Source organism: Lapillicoccus sp., from assembly GCF_039935575.1.
In the GTDB taxonomy this organism is placed as follows: Bacteria; Actinomycetota; Actinomycetes; order Actinomycetales; family Dermatophilaceae; genus Lapillicoccus.
The window spans coordinates 1-16758 of the sequence record NZ_JBDTKA010000080.1; the positions used below are offsets into that span (position 1 = coordinate 1).

Below are 16758 nucleotides of genomic sequence, written 5' to 3' on the forward strand. Positions count from 1 at the left end.
GCCTCAAGGTCGACCTCGTCGGCGGCGACAAGAACTTCGAGCTCCGTCCCTTCCCGCCCGGCCAGCACGGCCGTCGCCGGATCCAGGAGAAGGAGTACCTCACCCAGCTGCAGGAGAAGCAGAAGGCCCGCTTCACCTATGGCGTCATGGAGAAGCAGTTCGTCCGCTACTACAAGGAAGCGGCGAACCGGCCCGGCAAGACCGGTGACAACCTGCTGACCATCCTCGAGTCCCGTCTCGACAACGTCGTCTACCGCGCGGGCCTGGCCCGCACGCGCCGGGCGTCTCGTCAGCTGGTCACGCACGGGCACTTCGAGGTCAACGGCCACCGCGTCGACGTCCCGTCCTACCGCGTCGAGCAGTACGACATCGTCACGGTACGCAAGCAGTCGGTCGAGACGTTCCCGTTCGAGCTGGCCCGCCAGACGTTCGGCGACCGGCCGATCCCGGCCTGGATCCAGGTCGTCGACGGCAGCCTGCAGATCATGATCCACCAGCTGCCGACCCGTGCGCAGATCGACACGATCCTCACGGAACAGCTGATCGTGGAGCTCTACTCCAAGAACTAAACCCTCGGGGGGCTCCGCCCCCAAGATCCCCCACCCTCAGGGGGCTTCGCCCCTCGAGATCCCCCCGAAACTGCCCGCGTGGTTGGGCTGGGGGGTTGCACCAGAAGTGGTCGAGCTGCATACCGAGGCACGTTCGGCCGGTGAAGGCTTCGCCTTCGCCAGTCACGAGGCGTCAAATAGCGGTCGCCCGTGGGAAAGAAGAAAAACATGCTCATCGCACAGCGTCCCCAGCTCAGCGAAGAGGTCGTGGCGGACAACCGCTCACGCTTCGTCATCGAGCCGCTCGAACCCGGCTTCGGCTACACCCTCGGCAACACCCTGCGCCGCACCCTGCTCTCGAGCATCCCGGGTGCCGCGATCACCTCGATCCGCGTCGACGGTGTCCTGCACGAGTTCCAGACCATCCCCGGGGTCAAGGAGGATCTCACCGAGATCATCCTCAACCTCAAGACCCTCGTCGTCTCCTCGGAGCAGGACGAGCCGGTCGTCATGTACCTGCGCAAGCAGGGCCCCGGCCCCGTCACCGCGGCCGACATCGCCCCCCCGGCCGGTGTCGAGGTCCACAACCCCGACCTGCACATTGCGACTCTCAACGGCAAAGGCCGCCTCGAGATGGAGCTGACCGTAGAGCGTGGCCGTGGTTATGTCTCGGCGGCTCAGAACAAGGCTGGCGACGCCGAGATCGGCCGCATCCCGGTCGACTCGATCTACAGCCCGGTCCTCGCGGTCAAGTACGCCGTCGAGGCCACCCGTGTCGAGCAGCGCACCGACTTCGACCGCCTCGTCCTGGACGTCGAGACCAAGAACTCGATGGCTCCTCGCGATGCGATGGCGTCGGCCGGCAAGACCTTGGTGGAGCTGTTCGGCCTGGTCCGTGAGCTCAACGTCGAGGCCGAGGGCATCGACATGGGCCCCTCGCCGACGGACGCCGCACTCGCAGCCGACCTCGCGCTGCCGATCGAGGACCTCGACCTGACGGTTCGGTCCTACAACTGCCTCAAGCGCGAGGGCATCCACACCGTGGGCGAGCTCGTCTCCCGTAGTGAGGCCGACCTGCTCGACATCCGCAACTTCGGTGCGAAGTCGATCGACGAGGTCAAGGCCAAGCTCGTGGGCATGGGTCTGCAGCTCAAGGACAGCCCGCCCGGGTTCGACCCGAGCGCCATCGCCGACACCTATGGCGACGACTTCGAGGACGACTTCGACGCCGACTTCGACGCCGACGGCCGCGGGCTCGCCGAGAACGAAGAGCTCTGACCCGAGGCGCGGCCTCGATCCACCGCCCTTCTGACTGAGGAGAAGAAGCAATGCCCACCCCCACCAAGGGTCCCCGCCTCGGCGGCGGCCCGGCGCACGAGCGGCTGATGCTGGCGAACCTCGCCACCTCGCTGTTCGAGCACGACCGGATCACCACGACCGAGGCCAAGGCCAAGCGGCTGCGCCCGCTGGCCGAACGTCTGATCACCTTCGCCAAGCGGGGCGACCTGCACGCGCGTCGTCGCGTGCTCACCGTCGTGCGCGACAAGGGTGTCGTGCACCGTCTGTTCGCCGAGATCGCTCCCGACATGGAGCTGCGGCAGGGCGGTTACACCCGCATCACCAAGGTCGGTGCCCGCAAGGGCGACAACGCCCCCATGGCCGTGATCGAGCTCGTCCGAGAGCCGCTGTCCGCCAAGAAGGCCACGGTCAAGGAGGCGGAGGGCGCCACTCGGCGGGCCGCGAAGCAGGCCGAAGCCACCAAGGCCGCTGCGGCCACCAAGGCGGCTGAGGATGCCGTGGCCAAGGAGCCTCAGGACGCGACGGCGACCGAGGACGCTGTCGTCACCGAGCCGCACGACGCTCCTGTCGTCGAGGCCGCTGAGGCCGAGGCCGTCGAGGAGCCGCAGGACGCGCCTGAGGTGGTCGAGGGCACGTTCGGTCCTGACTCAGCCGCTCCGAACGAGGACGGCTCCGCGCCGGCCGGGTTCGACATCAAGGGCAACGAGGACTCGATGAAGTTCCACGAGCCCGACGGCCAGTGGTACGACCAGACAATCGCCGAGGTGTGGTTCCGGACGCCTGAGGCAGCTCACGCCGCCGGCTTCACCAAGGCGGGCGGCGAGGACGGCCAGTAGTTCGCGCCCACGCATACAGCCCCCGGGCTAGTGGTACGCAGCGCACGGATTTCCGAGCGCTGGCTACCATTCCCGGGGGCTTTGCCGTCCCCGTCAGAGCTCGACGGTGCCGCCGGCCCGCCAGTAGCGACCGTCGCGCCGCTCGAGGAACTCCTCCTCGACCAGGTAGCGACGCAGCATCGCCACGTCCGGGTGGAACCGGCGCAGCACCTCGTTCACCTCGGACTCCGGCCAGGTCTGGCCGATCGGGAACGCCTGGGCAACATAGTCGAGGACAACCATCCGCTTGGCGATCCTCGTCGGCATGGCCCGCACTGAACCGTCCGGGCCGAGGAAGCGCCTGAGCACGATGTTGCGGTCGCTCGAGGCGTCGGAGAACGCGGGCCGATCCATGGGTCGTCACGGTACGTCAGCGGCGGGGGATAGGTTTCGGGACATGCCTACGGTCACCGAAGCGCTCGTAGAGGGATTCTCCCGCACACCCGACCTTGTCACCCGCGCCCTCGACGGCCTGAGCGAGGCCGACCTGATCCGCCGGGTGGACCCCGAGGCCAACACCGTCGCCTGGCTGATCTGGCACACCGCCCGCATGCAGGACGGCCAAGTCACCCGCGCCCAGCGCGCCCTGGGCAGTGCTGGTGCCGACCAGGCCTGGACCACGGCTGGATATGCCGACCGGTTCGGTCTCGACGTCGGCGACGACGAGGTCGGCTACGGCATGACGCCCGACCAGGTCGCCGAGGTCAAGGCTCCTGCCGACCTGCTGCAGGCCTACCACCAAGCCGTCAACGACGCCACGGTTGAGTGGCTGCGGGGGCTCGACGACACCGACTACGACCGCGTCGTCGACGACAGCTGGGACCCACCGGTGACCCTGCTTGCCAGGCTGGTCAGCATCGAGCAGGACGCCGTCCAGCATCTCGGTCAGGCGGCGTTAGTCCGCGGGGTCCTGCAGCGCACCTGACGCTCACCTAGGCTGCTGACCCATGGGTGCGGTCGTGCGTCTGCGCATCGACCTGTCCTACGACGGGACGGACTTCTCCGGGTGGGCCGCCCAACCCGGGCGTCGCACCGTCGAGGGCGAGCTGTCGACGGCCCTGACCACCGTGCTGCGCTCCGCAGACCCGGTACGCGTCACCGTCGCCGGCCGCACAGATGCCGGCGTGCATGCCCGAGGACAGGTCACCCATACTGACGTCGACGTGGACCTGCTGGCGATGACTGCCGGTCGTTCGGACCGCTCCGCCGAGGAGGCGCTGGGGGCCCGGCTGAGCGGGGTGCTCCCCGCCGACATCGTGGTGCGGCGGGTCGATTCGGCGCCTCCCGGGTTCGACGCGCGCTTCTCGGCGACCTCACGCAGGTACCTCTACCGGGTCGCCGACGACCTGTCCGAGCACGACCCGCTGCGTCGGCACGACACCGTCGCCGTCCGGGGCGGCCTCGACGTCGCTGCGATGAACGAGGCGGCCTTCCAGCTGCTCGGCCTGGCCGACTTCGCGGCGTTCTGCAAGCGACGGGAGGGGGCGACGACGGTCCGTACGCTGCTGGCCTTCGCGTTCACCCGCCTCGCGGACGGCGTGGTCGCCGGAACCGTCGTGGCCGACGCGTTCTGCCACTCGATGGTGCGGTCCTTGGTCGGTGCGGTGCTGCCCGTCGGGCAAGGCCGCCGCGACCCCGAGTGGCCGGCCGAGGTGCTGCGAGCGGGGCGCCGCGACCCCGGCGTCCTCGTCATGCCCGCCAGAGGGCTCAGCCTCGAGGAGGTCGACTACCCGGCGGACGTCGAGCTGGCCGCCCGAGCCGAGGAGTCCCGCAGGAGGCGCGGCCCGGCAGCGGGCGCCCGATAACCCGGCGACGCGGCATACCCGGCTTTGCGACACTTGCTTCTCGTGGGCCATGTCGACGTCAACGGCGTCTCCTTCTCGCTGCCGGACGGGCGGCCGCTGCTGAACGACGTCTCCGTCCGGGTGGGCGAAGGAGCCAAGGTCGCGCTGATCGGTCCGAACGGGACCGGCAAGACCACGCTCGCCCGGATCATCTCCGGAGACCTGGCCGCTGACGAGGGAGCGGTGACGCGCAGTGGCGGGCTCGCAGTGATGCGCCAGTTCGTCGGCAAGGTCCGCGACAACTCCACCGTGCGCGACCTGCTCCTCACGGTGGCCCCCACCAAGATCCAGAAAGCGGCCGCGCGGGTCGACGGCGCCGAGCTCGCGATGATGGAGCACGACACCGAGAAGGTCCAGATGGCCTACGCCCAGGCCCTCGTCGACTGGGGGGACGCCGGTGGCTATGAACACGAGACACTCTGGGACGTCTGCACGATCGCCGCGTTCGGCATCCCGTTCGAGAAGGCGCAGTGGCGGCTGGTCAACACGCTCTCCGGCGGCGAGCAGAAGCGTCTCGTCCTCGAGGCGTTGTTGCGCGGACCGCAGGAGGTGCTCCTGCTCGACGAGCCGGACAACTACCTCGACGTTCCCGCCAAACGATGGCTCGAGGACCAGATCGTTGCGTCGTCCAAGACCGTGCTGTTCGTCTCGCACGACCGTGAGCTGCTCAGCCGGGTCGCCACCCGCATCGCCACGCTCGAGCCCGGCGCCGCCGGAGCAACGCTCTGGGTCCATCCCGGGCGGTTCGCGACTTACCACCAGGCGCGCGTCGACCGGATGGCCCGGCTCGAAGAGCTGCGCCGACGGTGGGACGAGGAGCACGCCAAGCTCAAGGCTCTCGTCATCATGTACCGCCAGAAAGCCGCCTACAACGCCGACATGGCCCCGCGGTTGCAGGCCGCCGAGACCAGGCTCCGGCGTTTCGTCGAGGCCGGTCCACCAGAGGCGGTCCCGATGCCGCAGAACGTCCGGATGCGGCTGCAGGGCGGTCGCACGGCGAAGCGGGCGATCATCTGCGAACGCCTCGAGCTCACCACCCTCATGAAGCCGTTCGATCTCGAGGTCTGGTACGGCGAGCGGGTGGCCGTTCTCGGTTCCAACGGTTCGGGCAAGTCGCACTTCCTACGGCTGCTCGCAGCCGGAGGTTCCGACCCCGACCGGGAACACCAACCGGTCGGTGACGTGCGGCCGGCGCCAGTCGCGCATACCGGCATCGCCCGACTCGGGTCGCGAGTGCGGCCCGGCTGGTTCGCACAGACGCATCAGCACCCGTCCCTGCTCGCGCGGACGCTGCTGGAGGTCCTGCACCGCGGGGACGACCATCGGGCCGGCAAGCCGCGGGAGGAGGCAGCCAGGGCGCTAGACCGCTACGAGCTGGCCCGCGCCTCGGAGCAGACCTTCGAGTCGCTGTCGGGGGGGCAGCAGGCCCGGTTCCAGATCCTCCTGCTCGAGCTCTCGGGCGCGACCCTGCTGCTGCTCGACGAGCCGACCGACAACCTCGACCTCGACTCGGCCGAGGCGCTCGAAGAGGGCCTGGACGCCTTCGACGGCACGGTGGTCGCAGTGACTCACGACCGGTGGTTCGCCCGGGACTTCGACCGCTACCTCGTCTTCGGCGGGGACGGCCGGGTCTACGAGTCGAACGAGCCGGTCTGGGACGAGGGCCGGGTGGCTCGGGCACGCTGATCGAGTTTGTGGCGACCTCGTGAAACCTCGTGAACCGGACTGGTACGCGGCACTTCTGGCCCTCCCCTGCGCGCCGGCGTCCGACCTTCTGGTAGCCCTGGCCACCACTTCGTCGGACGCAAGAGCCGAGACGCACTCTCGCGGTGTCGGCGTCGAGAACCACGGCGAGCACGGGGGTAGCCGCCAGCCGTCCAGGGGCACGGTGAACGGGAGCAGAGACACGCCGGCCGCGGTGAGGGCCGCTCGCACCGAGACGGCCATGGACACAGCTCCCGGTGTGTCTGCGTGGAGGCAGATCGACTCGGCGTCGACCGTGAGGAGTGAGCCGGTGACGGTCTCGATGACACCCTCGGTGACCAGGCGGCATACCCGCGCCACCACCGCGTCGACCTCCTGGAGGGCCGCCCCCGGCTCTCGGCGCGACGCCAGCCCATCGTCCGGCAGGTACGCCCGGTCGGCGAACACCTCGGCCACAGGCCGCAACCCGACGCCCTCGGCGCACGCGAGCAGCGCGGACCCCGGCAGCCCGAGCACCGGCATACCGGGGGTATGGGCGGCGACTGCTGCGGCCACGGCGCGCGCCTGGCTCTCGTGGTGGACGACCGCGTTGTAGAGCGCCGTGCGGCTTGACGTAGGCGACGCGGCCCCCGACGGACCGCGCGATGCCGTCCAGCGCCGAGATTTGATAGAGGACGTCGGCGAACAGGTCGACGGGTTCCACGTCGATGAACCGGCGCCCGAAGCCGGCGAGGTCCCGGTAGCCGACCTGGGCACCGATGACGACTCCGTGCTCGACGGCGAGGCGACACGTCTCGACGAGGGTGGCGGGATCGCCTGCGTGGAACCCGCACGCGACGTTGGCCGAGGTCACCACACGCAGCAGACCGACGTCGTCCCCGAGTCGCCACCGCCCGAACGACTCGCCGAGGTCGGCGTTGAGGTCCACGGTGGGCACGCTCATTCTTCGAAGGAGAGCAGGACGAGTCGTAGCAGGTCGTTCAGGGTGTCCAGCTGCGTCGACGACAGCCCTGCCAACAGCTCCTCCTCGCGGGTCATGCCCAGGTGGAGGTGATCGTCCCAGGTGATGCGTCCACGAGAGGTGGGACGCACGAGTACCCGGCGTCGGTCGAGTGGGTCGACCTCGCGGGTGACATACCCACCCTTGACGAGCCGGTCGAGCCGGCTGGTCATCGCCGCTCGCGTTACGTGGCAGACGTCGGCGAGCTGAGCAGGTGTCGCCTCGACCGGATAGGGGGTGACCATCAGGGCGTGCAGCGTGTTGACGTCCTCGAGGGTGAAGTCGCTGCCGGCATGCGCTCTCGCGTCTCGCCTCTTCAGCTCGCGCAGGACGTACTGCATGCGCGTCGTCGCGCCTTCGACCGCTCCGTTCATGTCAGGGATCTGCGTCACCCACCGCGCGACGTGGGCGTCGACCGCGTCCGCGGGCGGAGCGGCTGCCGCGCGTCGGGGAGTCACGCGTCCATCATGCTGCATGCCACGCGATCAGGAAAGCGTCTGAAAGTATGGTGACAGATAGTTAGACGACGTACTAACCTGCTGGACATGGCGAACGTCACGGGCCCTCGCGTCGACGGCGCGGTGGGTGGGCGATGGGTCAGTCACGACTTCCGCCTTCTGCTCGGCGGCCAGACGCTCTCGTGGGTCGGCGACGCCTTCCAGCCCATCGCGTTGTCCTTTGCCGTGGTCGCGGCGGGCGGCTCCGCCACCGACCTCGGGCTGGTCCTCGCGTGTGGTGTGGTCGCCAGACTCACGGCGACCCTTGCCGGCGGCGTGTGGGCCGACCGGCTGCGTCCGCAGACAATCATGGTCGGCGCCGATCTGGTGCGTGCCGCTGCCGTCGTCGCGATGGCGCTGGTCTTCGCCGGGGGATGGCACCCGCTGTGGATGCTCTGCGCGCTCGTTGCCGTCTTTGGTGGGGCCGGCGCGTACTTCTTCCCCGCGATGGCGTCGCTGAAGCCGACCTTGGTCCCGCCCGACAAAAGACAGGCGGCCAACGCGACCCTGAACCTGGTCCAGACGGGCTCGCTCACGCTCGGTCCCGCGGCGGCCGGCATCCTGGTGGGCGTGCTGGGGGCGCCCTTCGGGTTCGTGGTGAACGCCGCCACCTTCCTCGTCTCGGCTGTCACCGTGGTTCTGATCCGCGTGCGCGTCACCCGTCCGGTTCGCACGGGTTTCCTCGACGAGCTGCGCGGCGGTTACGCGGCGGTCCGGGAGCGTGACTGGCTGTTCTGGGGCATTCTCGCGGCCGCGGTCTACCACGTGGCGAACGGCGTCGTCCTCGTGACGGTCAACATCCTCGCGCTGCGCGACCTGGGTGGGCCGTCGGCGCTCGGGTTCATCTCGGCGGCCGAAGGTCTGGGTGGAGTCCTCGGCAGCGCCCTTGCCCTGCGGGTCCGCCCGCGGCGCCCGCTCGTCGTCGGTTTCGTGGCGCTCGGGTTGATGCCGCTGTGGGTGCTCAGCTACGTGTGGCCGGGGTCCTCAGCGGGGTGCTGCTCGGCGCGGTGATCGGCTACACCGGACTGATGTTCTTCGGGGTGTGCTGGGAGACGGCCATCCAGAACCACGTTCCGCACCACCTGCTGGCCCGGGTCTCGTCGTGGGACATCCTCACGTCGTTCGTCGGTCTGCCACTGGGTATGGCGATGGCTGGCGTCCTCACCGTGTGGTTCGGCGTCCATCCGGTCCTCGTGGTGTGCTCCGTCGTCATCTTCGTCGCAGGGGTGGCGCCGCTCGCGGTCCGCGGCACCCGTCGGCTCGGATGGGCGCCGCAGGAGACGACGCCTACCGGTGTCGAGGACGTGGTCAGGTGACCGTAGTGGCCTGCTCGGCCACCCGGCCGACCTGCGCCCGGGCGCGTTCGGCCCGCAGGGCCGGCCGGTAGAAGAACGCCCCGACCACACTCACAGCGCCGACCGCCATCATGGCGACCTGGGTGGAGGTGGCGCCGGCCAGCAGTCCGGCCAGGACCGCTGTGACGCTGAAGGCGAGGAACGCCATCATCGAGTTCATCGACAGGACGGTGGCCCGGTTGCGGTCCGACGCCTCGCGGTGGAGCAGCGTGCTGTGCATCGGGCCGGCGGCCCCATGCAGCGTGTAGGTGACGGCGTAAGCCGCGACGAGGGCCACGGGACCGGCCACCAGGCCCATGACCACCGCTCCGAGACCGTTGAGCACACGGGCGAGGATGGCCGTCCGGGTGACCCCGATCCGCCGGCTGGCGAGCCCGGACAGTCCGGAGCCGAGCGCGAACACACCCCAACCGGCGCCGGCGACCGGACCCATCAGAGCGCCCGCTTCGGCTTCGCTGCCGAGCAGCTCCGCGAGTCGGATCGGCTGGAACGTCTCGAACACGACCATCCCGGCGGACCAGAAGAGCTCCACGGTCACCAGGCCGGCGAGGACGCGGTTGTGGCGCAGGAGCGACAACCCGTCCCTGACCACCATCGGCGCTTCGTGCGCCGAGGCCATGGCGCGCCGAGCGCTCGACTCGACGCCGGCCGTCCGGGGCGGTTCTTCGAGGATGACAGCGACGGTGATGAGGTGCGCCACGGCGAGCGCGATGTAGGTCATCCCGGGCAGCAGCAGTGCGCTCTGCGACGCGAAGGGGTGCCACCACACCAGCCCTCCGGAGATGATCGCGCCGGCGCCTACGGAACCGCCGAGGAGCGCACCCGCCGTCGCGAGGTCACCGTCCACCTCCGCGGCGGGAGCCGTCGCGTGGACGGTGTCGACGAACCAGGCCTCGAGGGGCCCGGAGTCGAGGGCGCGGAAGACACCGGTCAGCACGGCGGCCAGTGCGAACTGCCACCAGGCGGTGGCGGTGTAGAAGACGATGCCTGAGACGACGTAGAAGACGGCCGCGGTGAGGTAGACGGGCCTCCGTCCGAACGCATCGGCGAACCCGCTGGTCGGCAGCTCGAGCAGGAACACCGTCACGCCCATCAGGGCGGTCGCCGACAGGGCTTCGGGAACGGTCAGCCCGCGCTCGAGCGGCCAGAGCGTGATGATCCCGACGACGAGGCCGATCGGGAACCAGCGCGTGATGGTGAGGGTGAGGAAGACCCGGCGCGCGGCAGCGGTTGACAGGACCGCGGTCATGTCCGGTTGCCTCGCGGTGTCTGGTCGAGGTCGACCGGGTAGGCGTACGCATACACAGCGATCCGCTTGGCGTCGGGGTTGCCCTGACCGACTCGTCGGTACTTCTGCAGCACCTCCTCGATCTCGGCCCGCATCGCCGCCAGCTGCTCCCGGCTGACCAGGGCCACGTTGTCGTTGAGGCCGAGGTGGTCGGTCCACTCGGGTGGCCAGGTGGGCGCCACGTCGAGCCACTGCTCGGCCTTGGCGGCGAAGTGCCGCACGTAGTCCCGCTCCAGCCAGTTGAGCGCCGTCACCGCGTCCTCGTCGTCGGCGAGCTCGCTGAACGTCCAGGAGTGCGACTCCGTGCTGGCGCGCCAGAGGCGCTCCTTGCCCTTGCCGTCACCCGTGTCCGTGACCAGGCCCACCGACTCGAGCTTGCGCAGGTGATAGCTCGTGGCCCCCGAGTTGGTCTGCAGCAGCGCGGCCAGCTCGGTCGCCGACGACGGGCCGCTGCGCCGCAGCTGGGAGACGAGCCGCGAGCGCAGCGGGTGGGCGAGCACCTTGACGGCGGTCGCGTCGAGGTGGGTGCTGGTCTGGGGCTCGGTCCGGCCCCATTCGCCGGGAGGAGGAGCGGTCATGCGTGCACACTATCTCTGCACACTTTGTTTGCACAAGAAGCGTGTATGTCTGCCGTCGGCGAAGTTCGTGCAGGTCAGATACCTTGCGGCGGGGTTCCCAGCGAGATTTTGCCTCCCGCCGTCCTGCCATTAAACTTGAAGAACTGTGCTAGACCCACCTGCGCCGGCGGCCCTGCCTCGGACACAGGTGAGCGGGTCAGCCCACCCATCTGCGTGACGAACCTCGGCACGTCATTGTCGAGAGCCCCGAAAGAAAGCCGACCACTGTGCGCACGTACACCCCGAAGCCCGGCGAGGTCACCCGCGCCTGGCACATCATCGACGCGAGCGACGTGGTGCTCGGTCGCCTGGCCAGCCAGACCGCCATCCTGCTGCGCGGCAAGCACAAGGCCACCTTCGCCCCACATGTCGACACCGGTGACTTCGTGATCATCGTCAACGCCGACAAGGTCGTGCTGACCGGCTCCAAGGCGGAGAAGAAGAAGGCCTACCGGCACTCCGGCTTCCCGGGCGGGCTCAAGTCCACGTCCTATACCGAGCTGCTCGACAAGCACCCCACCAAGGCCGTCGAAAAGGCGATCCGCGGGATGCTGCCGCACAACTCCCTCGCGCGCCAGCAGATGACCAAGCTCAAGGTCTACGCCGGCCCGTCCCACCCGCACGACGCCCAGAAGCCCGCGCCCTTCGAGCTCACGCAGGTCGCGCAGTAGTCGCGTGCAGGGCTCCCGACTGTTTCCATCGCCATTCTATCGCCGCTGACATCACCCCGAGACTGAATCATCTAAGGAATTCCGTGTCTGACACCGTGACCGACACCCTCGAGGCCGACGAGCCCGAGCTCAGCTCCTACACCTCCGAGTCCAGCACCGACGTTGCAGGCGACACCGCTGCTCGCCGGCCCAGCGCCTCTGCTCCCGGGGCGGCCACCGGCCGTCGCAAGCAGGCCATTGCCCGCGTCCGCATCGTGCCCGGCACCGGTGAGTGGACCATCAACGGCCGCACCCTCGAGTCGTACTTCCCCAACAAGGTCCACCAGCAGATCGTCGGCGAGCCGTTTGCGGTCCTCGACCTCACCGGCGCCTACGACGTGCTCGTCCGCGTGCACGGTGGTGGCCCTTCGGGCCAGGCCGGCGCCGTGCGTCTCGGCGTGGCCCGTTCCCTCAACGGCGTCGACGAGGAGCTCAACCGCGCCACGCTGAAGAAGGCCGGGTTCCTCACCCGCGACGCGCGGGTGCCCGAGCGTAAGAAGGCCGGCCTGAAGAAGGCCCGCAAGGCTCCGCAGTACAGCAAGCGCTGACCTCGCCGCCAGCGATACCAAGGCGGCCCCGGCCAGGTGGTCCGGGCCGCCACCGACGACCACCCGGGAGGGAGCGCAGATGGCTCGACTCTTCGGGACCGACGGGGTACGCGGCCTCGCCAACCGGGACATCACGGCGGAGCTGGCGCTCGACCTTTCGGTCGCGGCTGCGCGCGTGCTTGTCGAGTCCGGTGAGTTCCGCGGAGCCCACCCCACGGCCGTCGTGGGTACGGACGGGCGCGCGTCGGGTGAGTTCCTGTCCGCCGCCACGATCGCCGGCCTGGCGTCCGCCGGCGTCGACGTTCTCGACGCCGGCGTGCTGCCCACGCCCGCGATCGCGTTCCTGACGGCGGATACGAACGCCGACCTCGGGGTCATGCTGTCCGCGTCGCACAACCCCATGCCCGACAACGGGATCAAGTTCTTCGCGCGAGGTGGCCACAAGCTCCCCGACGAGTCCGAGGATGCTATCGAGGCGCGGATGCGCGAGCAGTGGGAGCGTCCGACCGGCGCAGGCGTCGGTCGGGTACGCCGGTTGACCGATGGCGCCGAACGTTACGTTGCGCATCTGGTCGGGCTGCTCCCGCACCCGCTCGACGGGTTGTCGGTCGTCCTCGACACCGCGCACGGCGCCGCATCGACGGTGTCGCCCGAGGCCTTTCGCCGGGCCGGGGCGTCGGTGACTGTGATCGGCGCCGACCCGGACGGCCTCAATATCAACGACGGGTACGGTTCGACGCACCTCGAGAAGCTCGCCGCCGCTGTGCTGGAGTCGGGCGCCGACCTCGGCATCGCTCACGACGGGGACGCGGACCGGTGCCTGGCCGTGGATCAACAGGGCCGCGTCGTCGACGGGGACCAGATCATGTCAATTCTCGCGATCTCGTTGCGAGACAAGGGTTTGCTTGCGCGCGACACAGTGGTCGCGACGGTGATGAGCAACCTCGGCATGCTGCAGGCCATGGAACGTGAGGGCATCGTCGTCCGCCAGACCGGGGTCGGTGACCGCTATGTGCTCGAGGATATGCGCGCCGGCTCCTATTCACTGGGCGGTGAGCAGTCCGGCCACGTGATCTTCCTCGACCACGGCACCACTGGCGACGGGGTGCTGACGGGGTTGATGCTGGCCTCCCGGGTCGCCGAGAGCGGTCGCTCGTTGGCTGACCTTGCCTCGGTGATGACCCGGCTTCCGCAGGTGCTCGTCAACGTCCGGGACGTGGACGCGAAGCGGGCCTCGACCGACGAACGGCTGCGCGCCGACGTCGAGCGGGTCGAGGCGGTCCTCGGGACGTCCGGACGGGTCCTGCTGCGCCGGTCTGGCACAGAGCCCTTGGTGCGCGTGATGGTGGAGGCCGCCGACGAGCAGCAGGCTCGCGACGTCGCAGAGGAGCTCGCTGCTTCGGTCCGCACCCACCTCGCCCTCTGACGTCAGGCTCCCGCCGTGCAGCTGACCATCGTCGGAGGCGGAGGCTTCCGCACCCCGCTCGTCTACGGGGCGTTGCTCGGCCCGAGCTCGGGTGTGACGCAGGTCGTGCTCCACGACGTGGACGAGGCACGGTTGCGGGCCGTCTCGGCGGTGCTGGCCCAGACGGGAGCCGGGCGGGACGGTGGTGCCGCCTCGCAAGCGCCGACCGTACGCCTGACTACGGACCTGGACCGGGCGCTGGAGGGCGCCGACTTCGTCTTCTCGGCGGTGCGTGTGGGCGGCCTCGCTGCCCGGGTGGCCGACGAGCGGGTCGCGCTCGATCTCGGGGTGCTGGGCCAGGAGACGACCGGGCCGGGGGGGATCTCGTTCGGGCTGCGAACCGTCCCGGTGGCGCGCCGGATCGCCGAACGGGTCCGCGTGGTGGCCCCCGACGCGTGGGTCATCAACTTCACCAACCCGGCCGGCATGATCACCGAGGCGATGCAGTCGGTGTTCGGCGACCGGGTCGTGGGGATCTGCGACACCCCGATCACGATGGCCAAGCGCGCGGCCCTGTTGCTCGGCATACCGGCTGGTGAGCCGCTCGAACCCGACTATGTCGGGCTGAACCACCTCGGCTGGCTGCGCGGCCTGCGTCATCACGGGGTCGACGTGCTGCCGCGTCTGCTCGCGGACGACGGTCTGCTGGCGGCGACCGAGGAGGGCCAGCTCTTCGGTCTCGACTGGCTGCGCACCCTCGGCGCGCTGCCCAACGAGTACCTCTACTACACCTACTTCACGCGCGAGGCAGTCGAGGCGATCCGCGCCGGAGGCCCCACACGGGGGGAGTTCCTGCGCGACCAGCAGGACCGGTTCTATGCCACCGTCGCCGCCGATCCGTCACGCGCCGGCGAGCTCTGGAGGGCGACGCGGCGAGAACGCGAGGACACCTACATGGCGGCCGAGCACGCAGGTTCACCCCGGGGCGGTGAGACCGGAGTGGCCGACGTCGGTGGCTACGAGGGGGTCGCGCTGGCCCTCATGCACGCGATCTCCCGGGACGAGCGAGCCTCGATGATCCTCAACGTGCGCAACGGTTCCACGGTCCCGGGGCTCCCGCCGGACGCGGTGGTCGAGGTCCCGGTGGCGGTCGATCGGGACGGGCCGAGCCCTTGGCCGATCTCCCCTCCCGACCTGCATCAGCTCGGACTGATGGCCCAGGTCAAGGCGGTCGAGCGGCTGACGATCGAGGCGGCGGTGACGGGTTCCGCTGCCGCCGCTGAGAAGGCTTTCGCCCTGCACCCGCTCGTCGACTCCGTGACGACGGCCCGTCGCCTGCTGCGCGGCTACCGCGCCCGGATCCCCGATGTCGACGCGGTATTCGACGGTCGCGTGGAGTGCTGACCACACTCCGGCGGGGTCAGGACTCCACGCAGAGCTTCGGCTCGTAGGGTGCCGCTGTGCTCGACCAACCCACCGTCGACGTCCGTCCCGAGATGACTGCCCACCGCCCCGGCGACGAGGTCGCGCTGCTCGTGGACACCTCCAGGTCGACGACGGGCTCGGTCACGGTCACCCATCTCGGCACGCACACCCTCACGGCGGTGGTGAAGCTCGATACCGGACGTACCCGCATACCGTTGGGGCCGTTAGATGTTGGCTCGTATGCCGTCCGGCTCGTCACTGCTTCCGGCCAGGCGACGACCGCCTTCGACGTGCTGGACGACCCGATAGCTCGACCGCGCTACGGCTTCCTCGCCGACTTCCGGCCGGGCCGGGACGATGCTCTCGCCGTGGCGGACTCCTTGCGGGCGTTCCATCTGAACGTCGTGCAGCTCTACGACTGGATGTACCGGCATGCCGAGCTGGCGCCACCGGCCGACGAGTTCGAGGACGCCCTCGGCAGACCTCTGTCTCTCGCCAGCGTGCGGTCCATGCTGGACACCGTCCACGAGGTCGGCGCTCTGGCTCTCGGTTACGCCACCGTCTACGGCGCGGGCGAGGAGTATGCCGCTGCCCACCCCTACCAGGTGCTCCATCGGCGCGGCGGTACGGCGTGGATGCTCGCCGACTTCCTGTGGGTCATGGACGTCAGCGCCGGGTCCGAGTGGTCGAGGCACATCGTCGGCCAGATGGTCGAGGCCGTGCGGGACGTCGGGTTCGACGGCCTGCACCTGGACCAGTACGGCGACCCAAAGGTCGCGCTCACGACCTCGGGCGCCGTGGTGGACCTCGCCGACGCCTTCCCGGCGTTCATCGACGCGGTCCGCGCTGCGCTGCCGGAGGCCACGTTGATCTTCAACAACGTGAACGACTTTCCCACCCGCAGAACGGTACTCGCGAACCAGAACGCGACCTACATCGAGGTGTGGCCTCCTCACGACGACTACGCCGACCTGGTGCGCCTGGTCGACGTGGCTCGTGACCTGGCACCGCACCGTCCGGTCATCCTCGCGGCGTACCTGACCCCGTTTGCCACCGCTGGCGGTGAGCACGAGCTCGCGACCGCGAAACTAGCCCTCGCGACGGTGTGGGCGGCCGGCGGCCAGTACCTGCTGCTCGGCGAGACGCACGGGATCCTCGTCGACCCGTACTACCCGCGGTTCGCCACACTGGCGGCTGTCGCGGTCCGCATCCTGCGCGCGTTCGCCGACTTCGCCGTCGCAAACGGCGATCTGCTGTTCGACCCGGCCGCGGGCGAGTCGTCGGGCAGCTGGGCGCTGGGGATCCACGACCAGGTCGTCGTCACCGGGGCACGGACCTCCACGCGACCGCAAGCAGGATCGGTATGGGTGCGGACCAGCTCTGCGGGTCGTCGGCTGGTGGTCCAGCTGGTTGACTACCGCGACCAGGCAGGGGCCCGGTGGAACGCGACGCGTGAACCGACGCAGCCGGTCACCGGCCTGACCGTCACGCTCCCTGCCGTCTCGGACAAGCCGACGGTCTGGTTCGGGACGCCGGCTGCAGGGCCGGACCTCGTACCCCTGTCCGTGTCCGACAACCCGGACCTCGTCGTCGTCGAGATACCCGCCTTCGACACCTGGGCCCTGCTGCTCGTCGACTGCTGA

The 16758-nt window shown here is 69.6% G+C and carries 17 protein-coding genes and 1 pseudogene; 13 read left to right on the forward strand and 5 right to left on the reverse strand.

Annotated features, from left to right (window positions below):
* The 3 genes from rpsD to rplQ all read left to right on the forward strand — a co-directional run.
* Positions 1-569 (forward strand): 30S ribosomal protein S4 (rpsD, locus tag ABI385_RS09910; RefSeq protein ID WP_348103586.1); only part of this gene is annotated, 569 nt, incomplete at its 5' end.
* 207 nt (positions 570-776) lie between these two features.
* The gene (locus ABI385_RS09915) at positions 777-1826 is read left to right on the forward strand and encodes a DNA-directed RNA polymerase subunit alpha (RefSeq protein ID WP_348103587.1); all 1050 of its coding nucleotides are present in this window, start codon (positions 777-779) and stop codon (positions 1824-1826) included.
* Positions 1827-1876: 50 nt separating this feature from the next.
* The gene (gene rplQ, locus ABI385_RS09920) at positions 1877-2683 is read left to right on the forward strand and encodes a 50S ribosomal protein L17 (RefSeq protein WP_348103588.1); all 807 of its coding nucleotides are present in this window, start codon (positions 1877-1879) and stop codon (positions 2681-2683) included.
* 93 nt (positions 2684-2776) lie between these two features.
* Here rplQ and ABI385_RS09925 read toward each other — a convergent pair whose 3' ends face one another.
* Entirely contained in the window at positions 2777-3076 is a 300-nt protein-coding gene (locus tag ABI385_RS09925) for a DUF2087 domain-containing protein (protein ID WP_348103589.1), read from the reverse strand.
* Between the two features lie 43 nt (positions 3077-3119).
* On the opposite strand from ABI385_RS09925, the gene ABI385_RS09930 reads away from it, so the two are divergent.
* The 3 genes from ABI385_RS09930 to ABI385_RS09940 are packed head-to-tail and all read left to right on the forward strand — an operon-like array spanning position 3120 to position 6252.
* Entirely contained in the window at positions 3120-3647 is a 528-nt protein-coding gene (locus tag ABI385_RS09930; RefSeq protein ID WP_348103590.1) for a mycothiol transferase, read from the forward strand.
* Between the two features lie 22 nt (positions 3648-3669).
* Complete coding sequence (gene truA, locus ABI385_RS09935) at positions 3670-4527, forward strand: tRNA pseudouridine(38-40) synthase TruA (protein ID WP_348103591.1); 858 nt, start codon at positions 3670-3672, stop codon at positions 4525-4527.
* Positions 4528-4569: 42 nt separating this feature from the next.
* Positions 4570-6252, forward strand: a complete 1683-nt coding sequence (locus ABI385_RS09940; RefSeq protein WP_348103592.1) for an ATP-binding cassette domain-containing protein — start codon at positions 4570-4572, stop codon at positions 6250-6252.
* A 201-nt stretch (positions 6253-6453) separates the two neighbouring features.
* On the opposite strand, the pseudogene ABI385_RS09945 reads toward ABI385_RS09940, so the two are convergent.
* A pseudogene (locus tag ABI385_RS09945) lies at positions 6454-7213 on the reverse strand (LamB/YcsF family protein); the annotation flags it as partial.
* On the reverse strand, positions 7210-7728 hold the full coding sequence (locus ABI385_RS09950; RefSeq protein WP_348103593.1) for a MarR family transcriptional regulator: 519 nt from the start codon (positions 7726-7728) through the stop codon (positions 7210-7212). The pseudogene ABI385_RS09945 and the gene ABI385_RS09950, both read right to left, overlap by 4 nt.
* Positions 7729-7815: 87 nt before the next feature.
* On the opposite strand from ABI385_RS09950, the gene ABI385_RS09955 reads away from it, so the two are divergent.
* Together ABI385_RS09955 and ABI385_RS09960 are read left to right on the forward strand one after the other, a co-directional pair.
* Positions 7816-8778 (forward strand): MFS transporter, encoded by a 963-nt coding sequence (locus ABI385_RS09955; RefSeq protein ID WP_348103594.1) that lies wholly within the window; start codon positions 7816-7818, stop codon positions 8776-8778.
* Entirely contained in the window at positions 8739-9083 is a 345-nt protein-coding gene (locus tag ABI385_RS09960; protein WP_348103595.1) for a hypothetical protein, read from the forward strand. Before ABI385_RS09955 ends, ABI385_RS09960 begins: the two co-directional genes overlap by 40 nt.
* Here the strand turns inward: ABI385_RS09960 and ABI385_RS09965 are convergent.
* Positions 9076-10371, reverse strand: coding sequence for an MFS transporter (locus ABI385_RS09965; RefSeq protein WP_348103596.1), 1296 nt, complete (start codon positions 10369-10371; stop codon positions 9076-9078). The two genes, ABI385_RS09960 and ABI385_RS09965, sit on opposite strands and share 8 nt — an antisense overlap.
* Complete coding sequence (locus tag ABI385_RS09970; RefSeq protein WP_348103597.1) at positions 10368-10988, reverse strand: helix-turn-helix domain-containing protein; 621 nt, start codon at positions 10986-10988, stop codon at positions 10368-10370. The genes ABI385_RS09965 and ABI385_RS09970 overlap by 4 nt, the downstream gene beginning before the upstream one ends.
* Positions 10989-11254: 266 nt before the next feature.
* On the opposite strand from ABI385_RS09970, the gene rplM reads away from it, so the two are divergent.
* The 5 genes from rplM (at position 11255) to ABI385_RS09995 (ending at position 16758) form a co-directional block, all read left to right on the forward strand.
* A complete protein-coding gene (gene rplM, locus ABI385_RS09975; RefSeq protein ID WP_348103598.1) occupies positions 11255-11698 on the forward strand; it encodes a 50S ribosomal protein L13 in 444 nt (147 codons plus the stop codon).
* Between the two features lie 83 nt (positions 11699-11781).
* Complete coding sequence (gene rpsI / locus ABI385_RS09980) at positions 11782-12285, forward strand: 30S ribosomal protein S9 (RefSeq protein WP_348103599.1); 504 nt, start codon at positions 11782-11784, stop codon at positions 12283-12285.
* 79 nt (positions 12286-12364) lie between these two features.
* Positions 12365-13711 carry a phosphoglucosamine mutase gene (gene glmM, locus ABI385_RS09985; protein WP_348103600.1) on the forward strand — a complete coding sequence of 449 codons (1347 nt, stop codon included), beginning with the start codon at positions 12365-12367 and terminating at the stop codon, positions 13709-13711.
* A 15-nt stretch (positions 13712-13726) separates the two neighbouring features.
* Positions 13727-15094, forward strand: a complete 1368-nt coding sequence (locus ABI385_RS09990; protein ID WP_348103601.1) for a 6-phospho-beta-glucosidase — start codon at positions 13727-13729, stop codon at positions 15092-15094.
* 56 nt (positions 15095-15150) lie between these two features.
* Positions 15151-16758, forward strand: coding sequence for a glycoside hydrolase family 66 protein (locus ABI385_RS09995; protein ID WP_348103602.1), 1608 nt, complete (start codon positions 15151-15153; stop codon positions 16756-16758).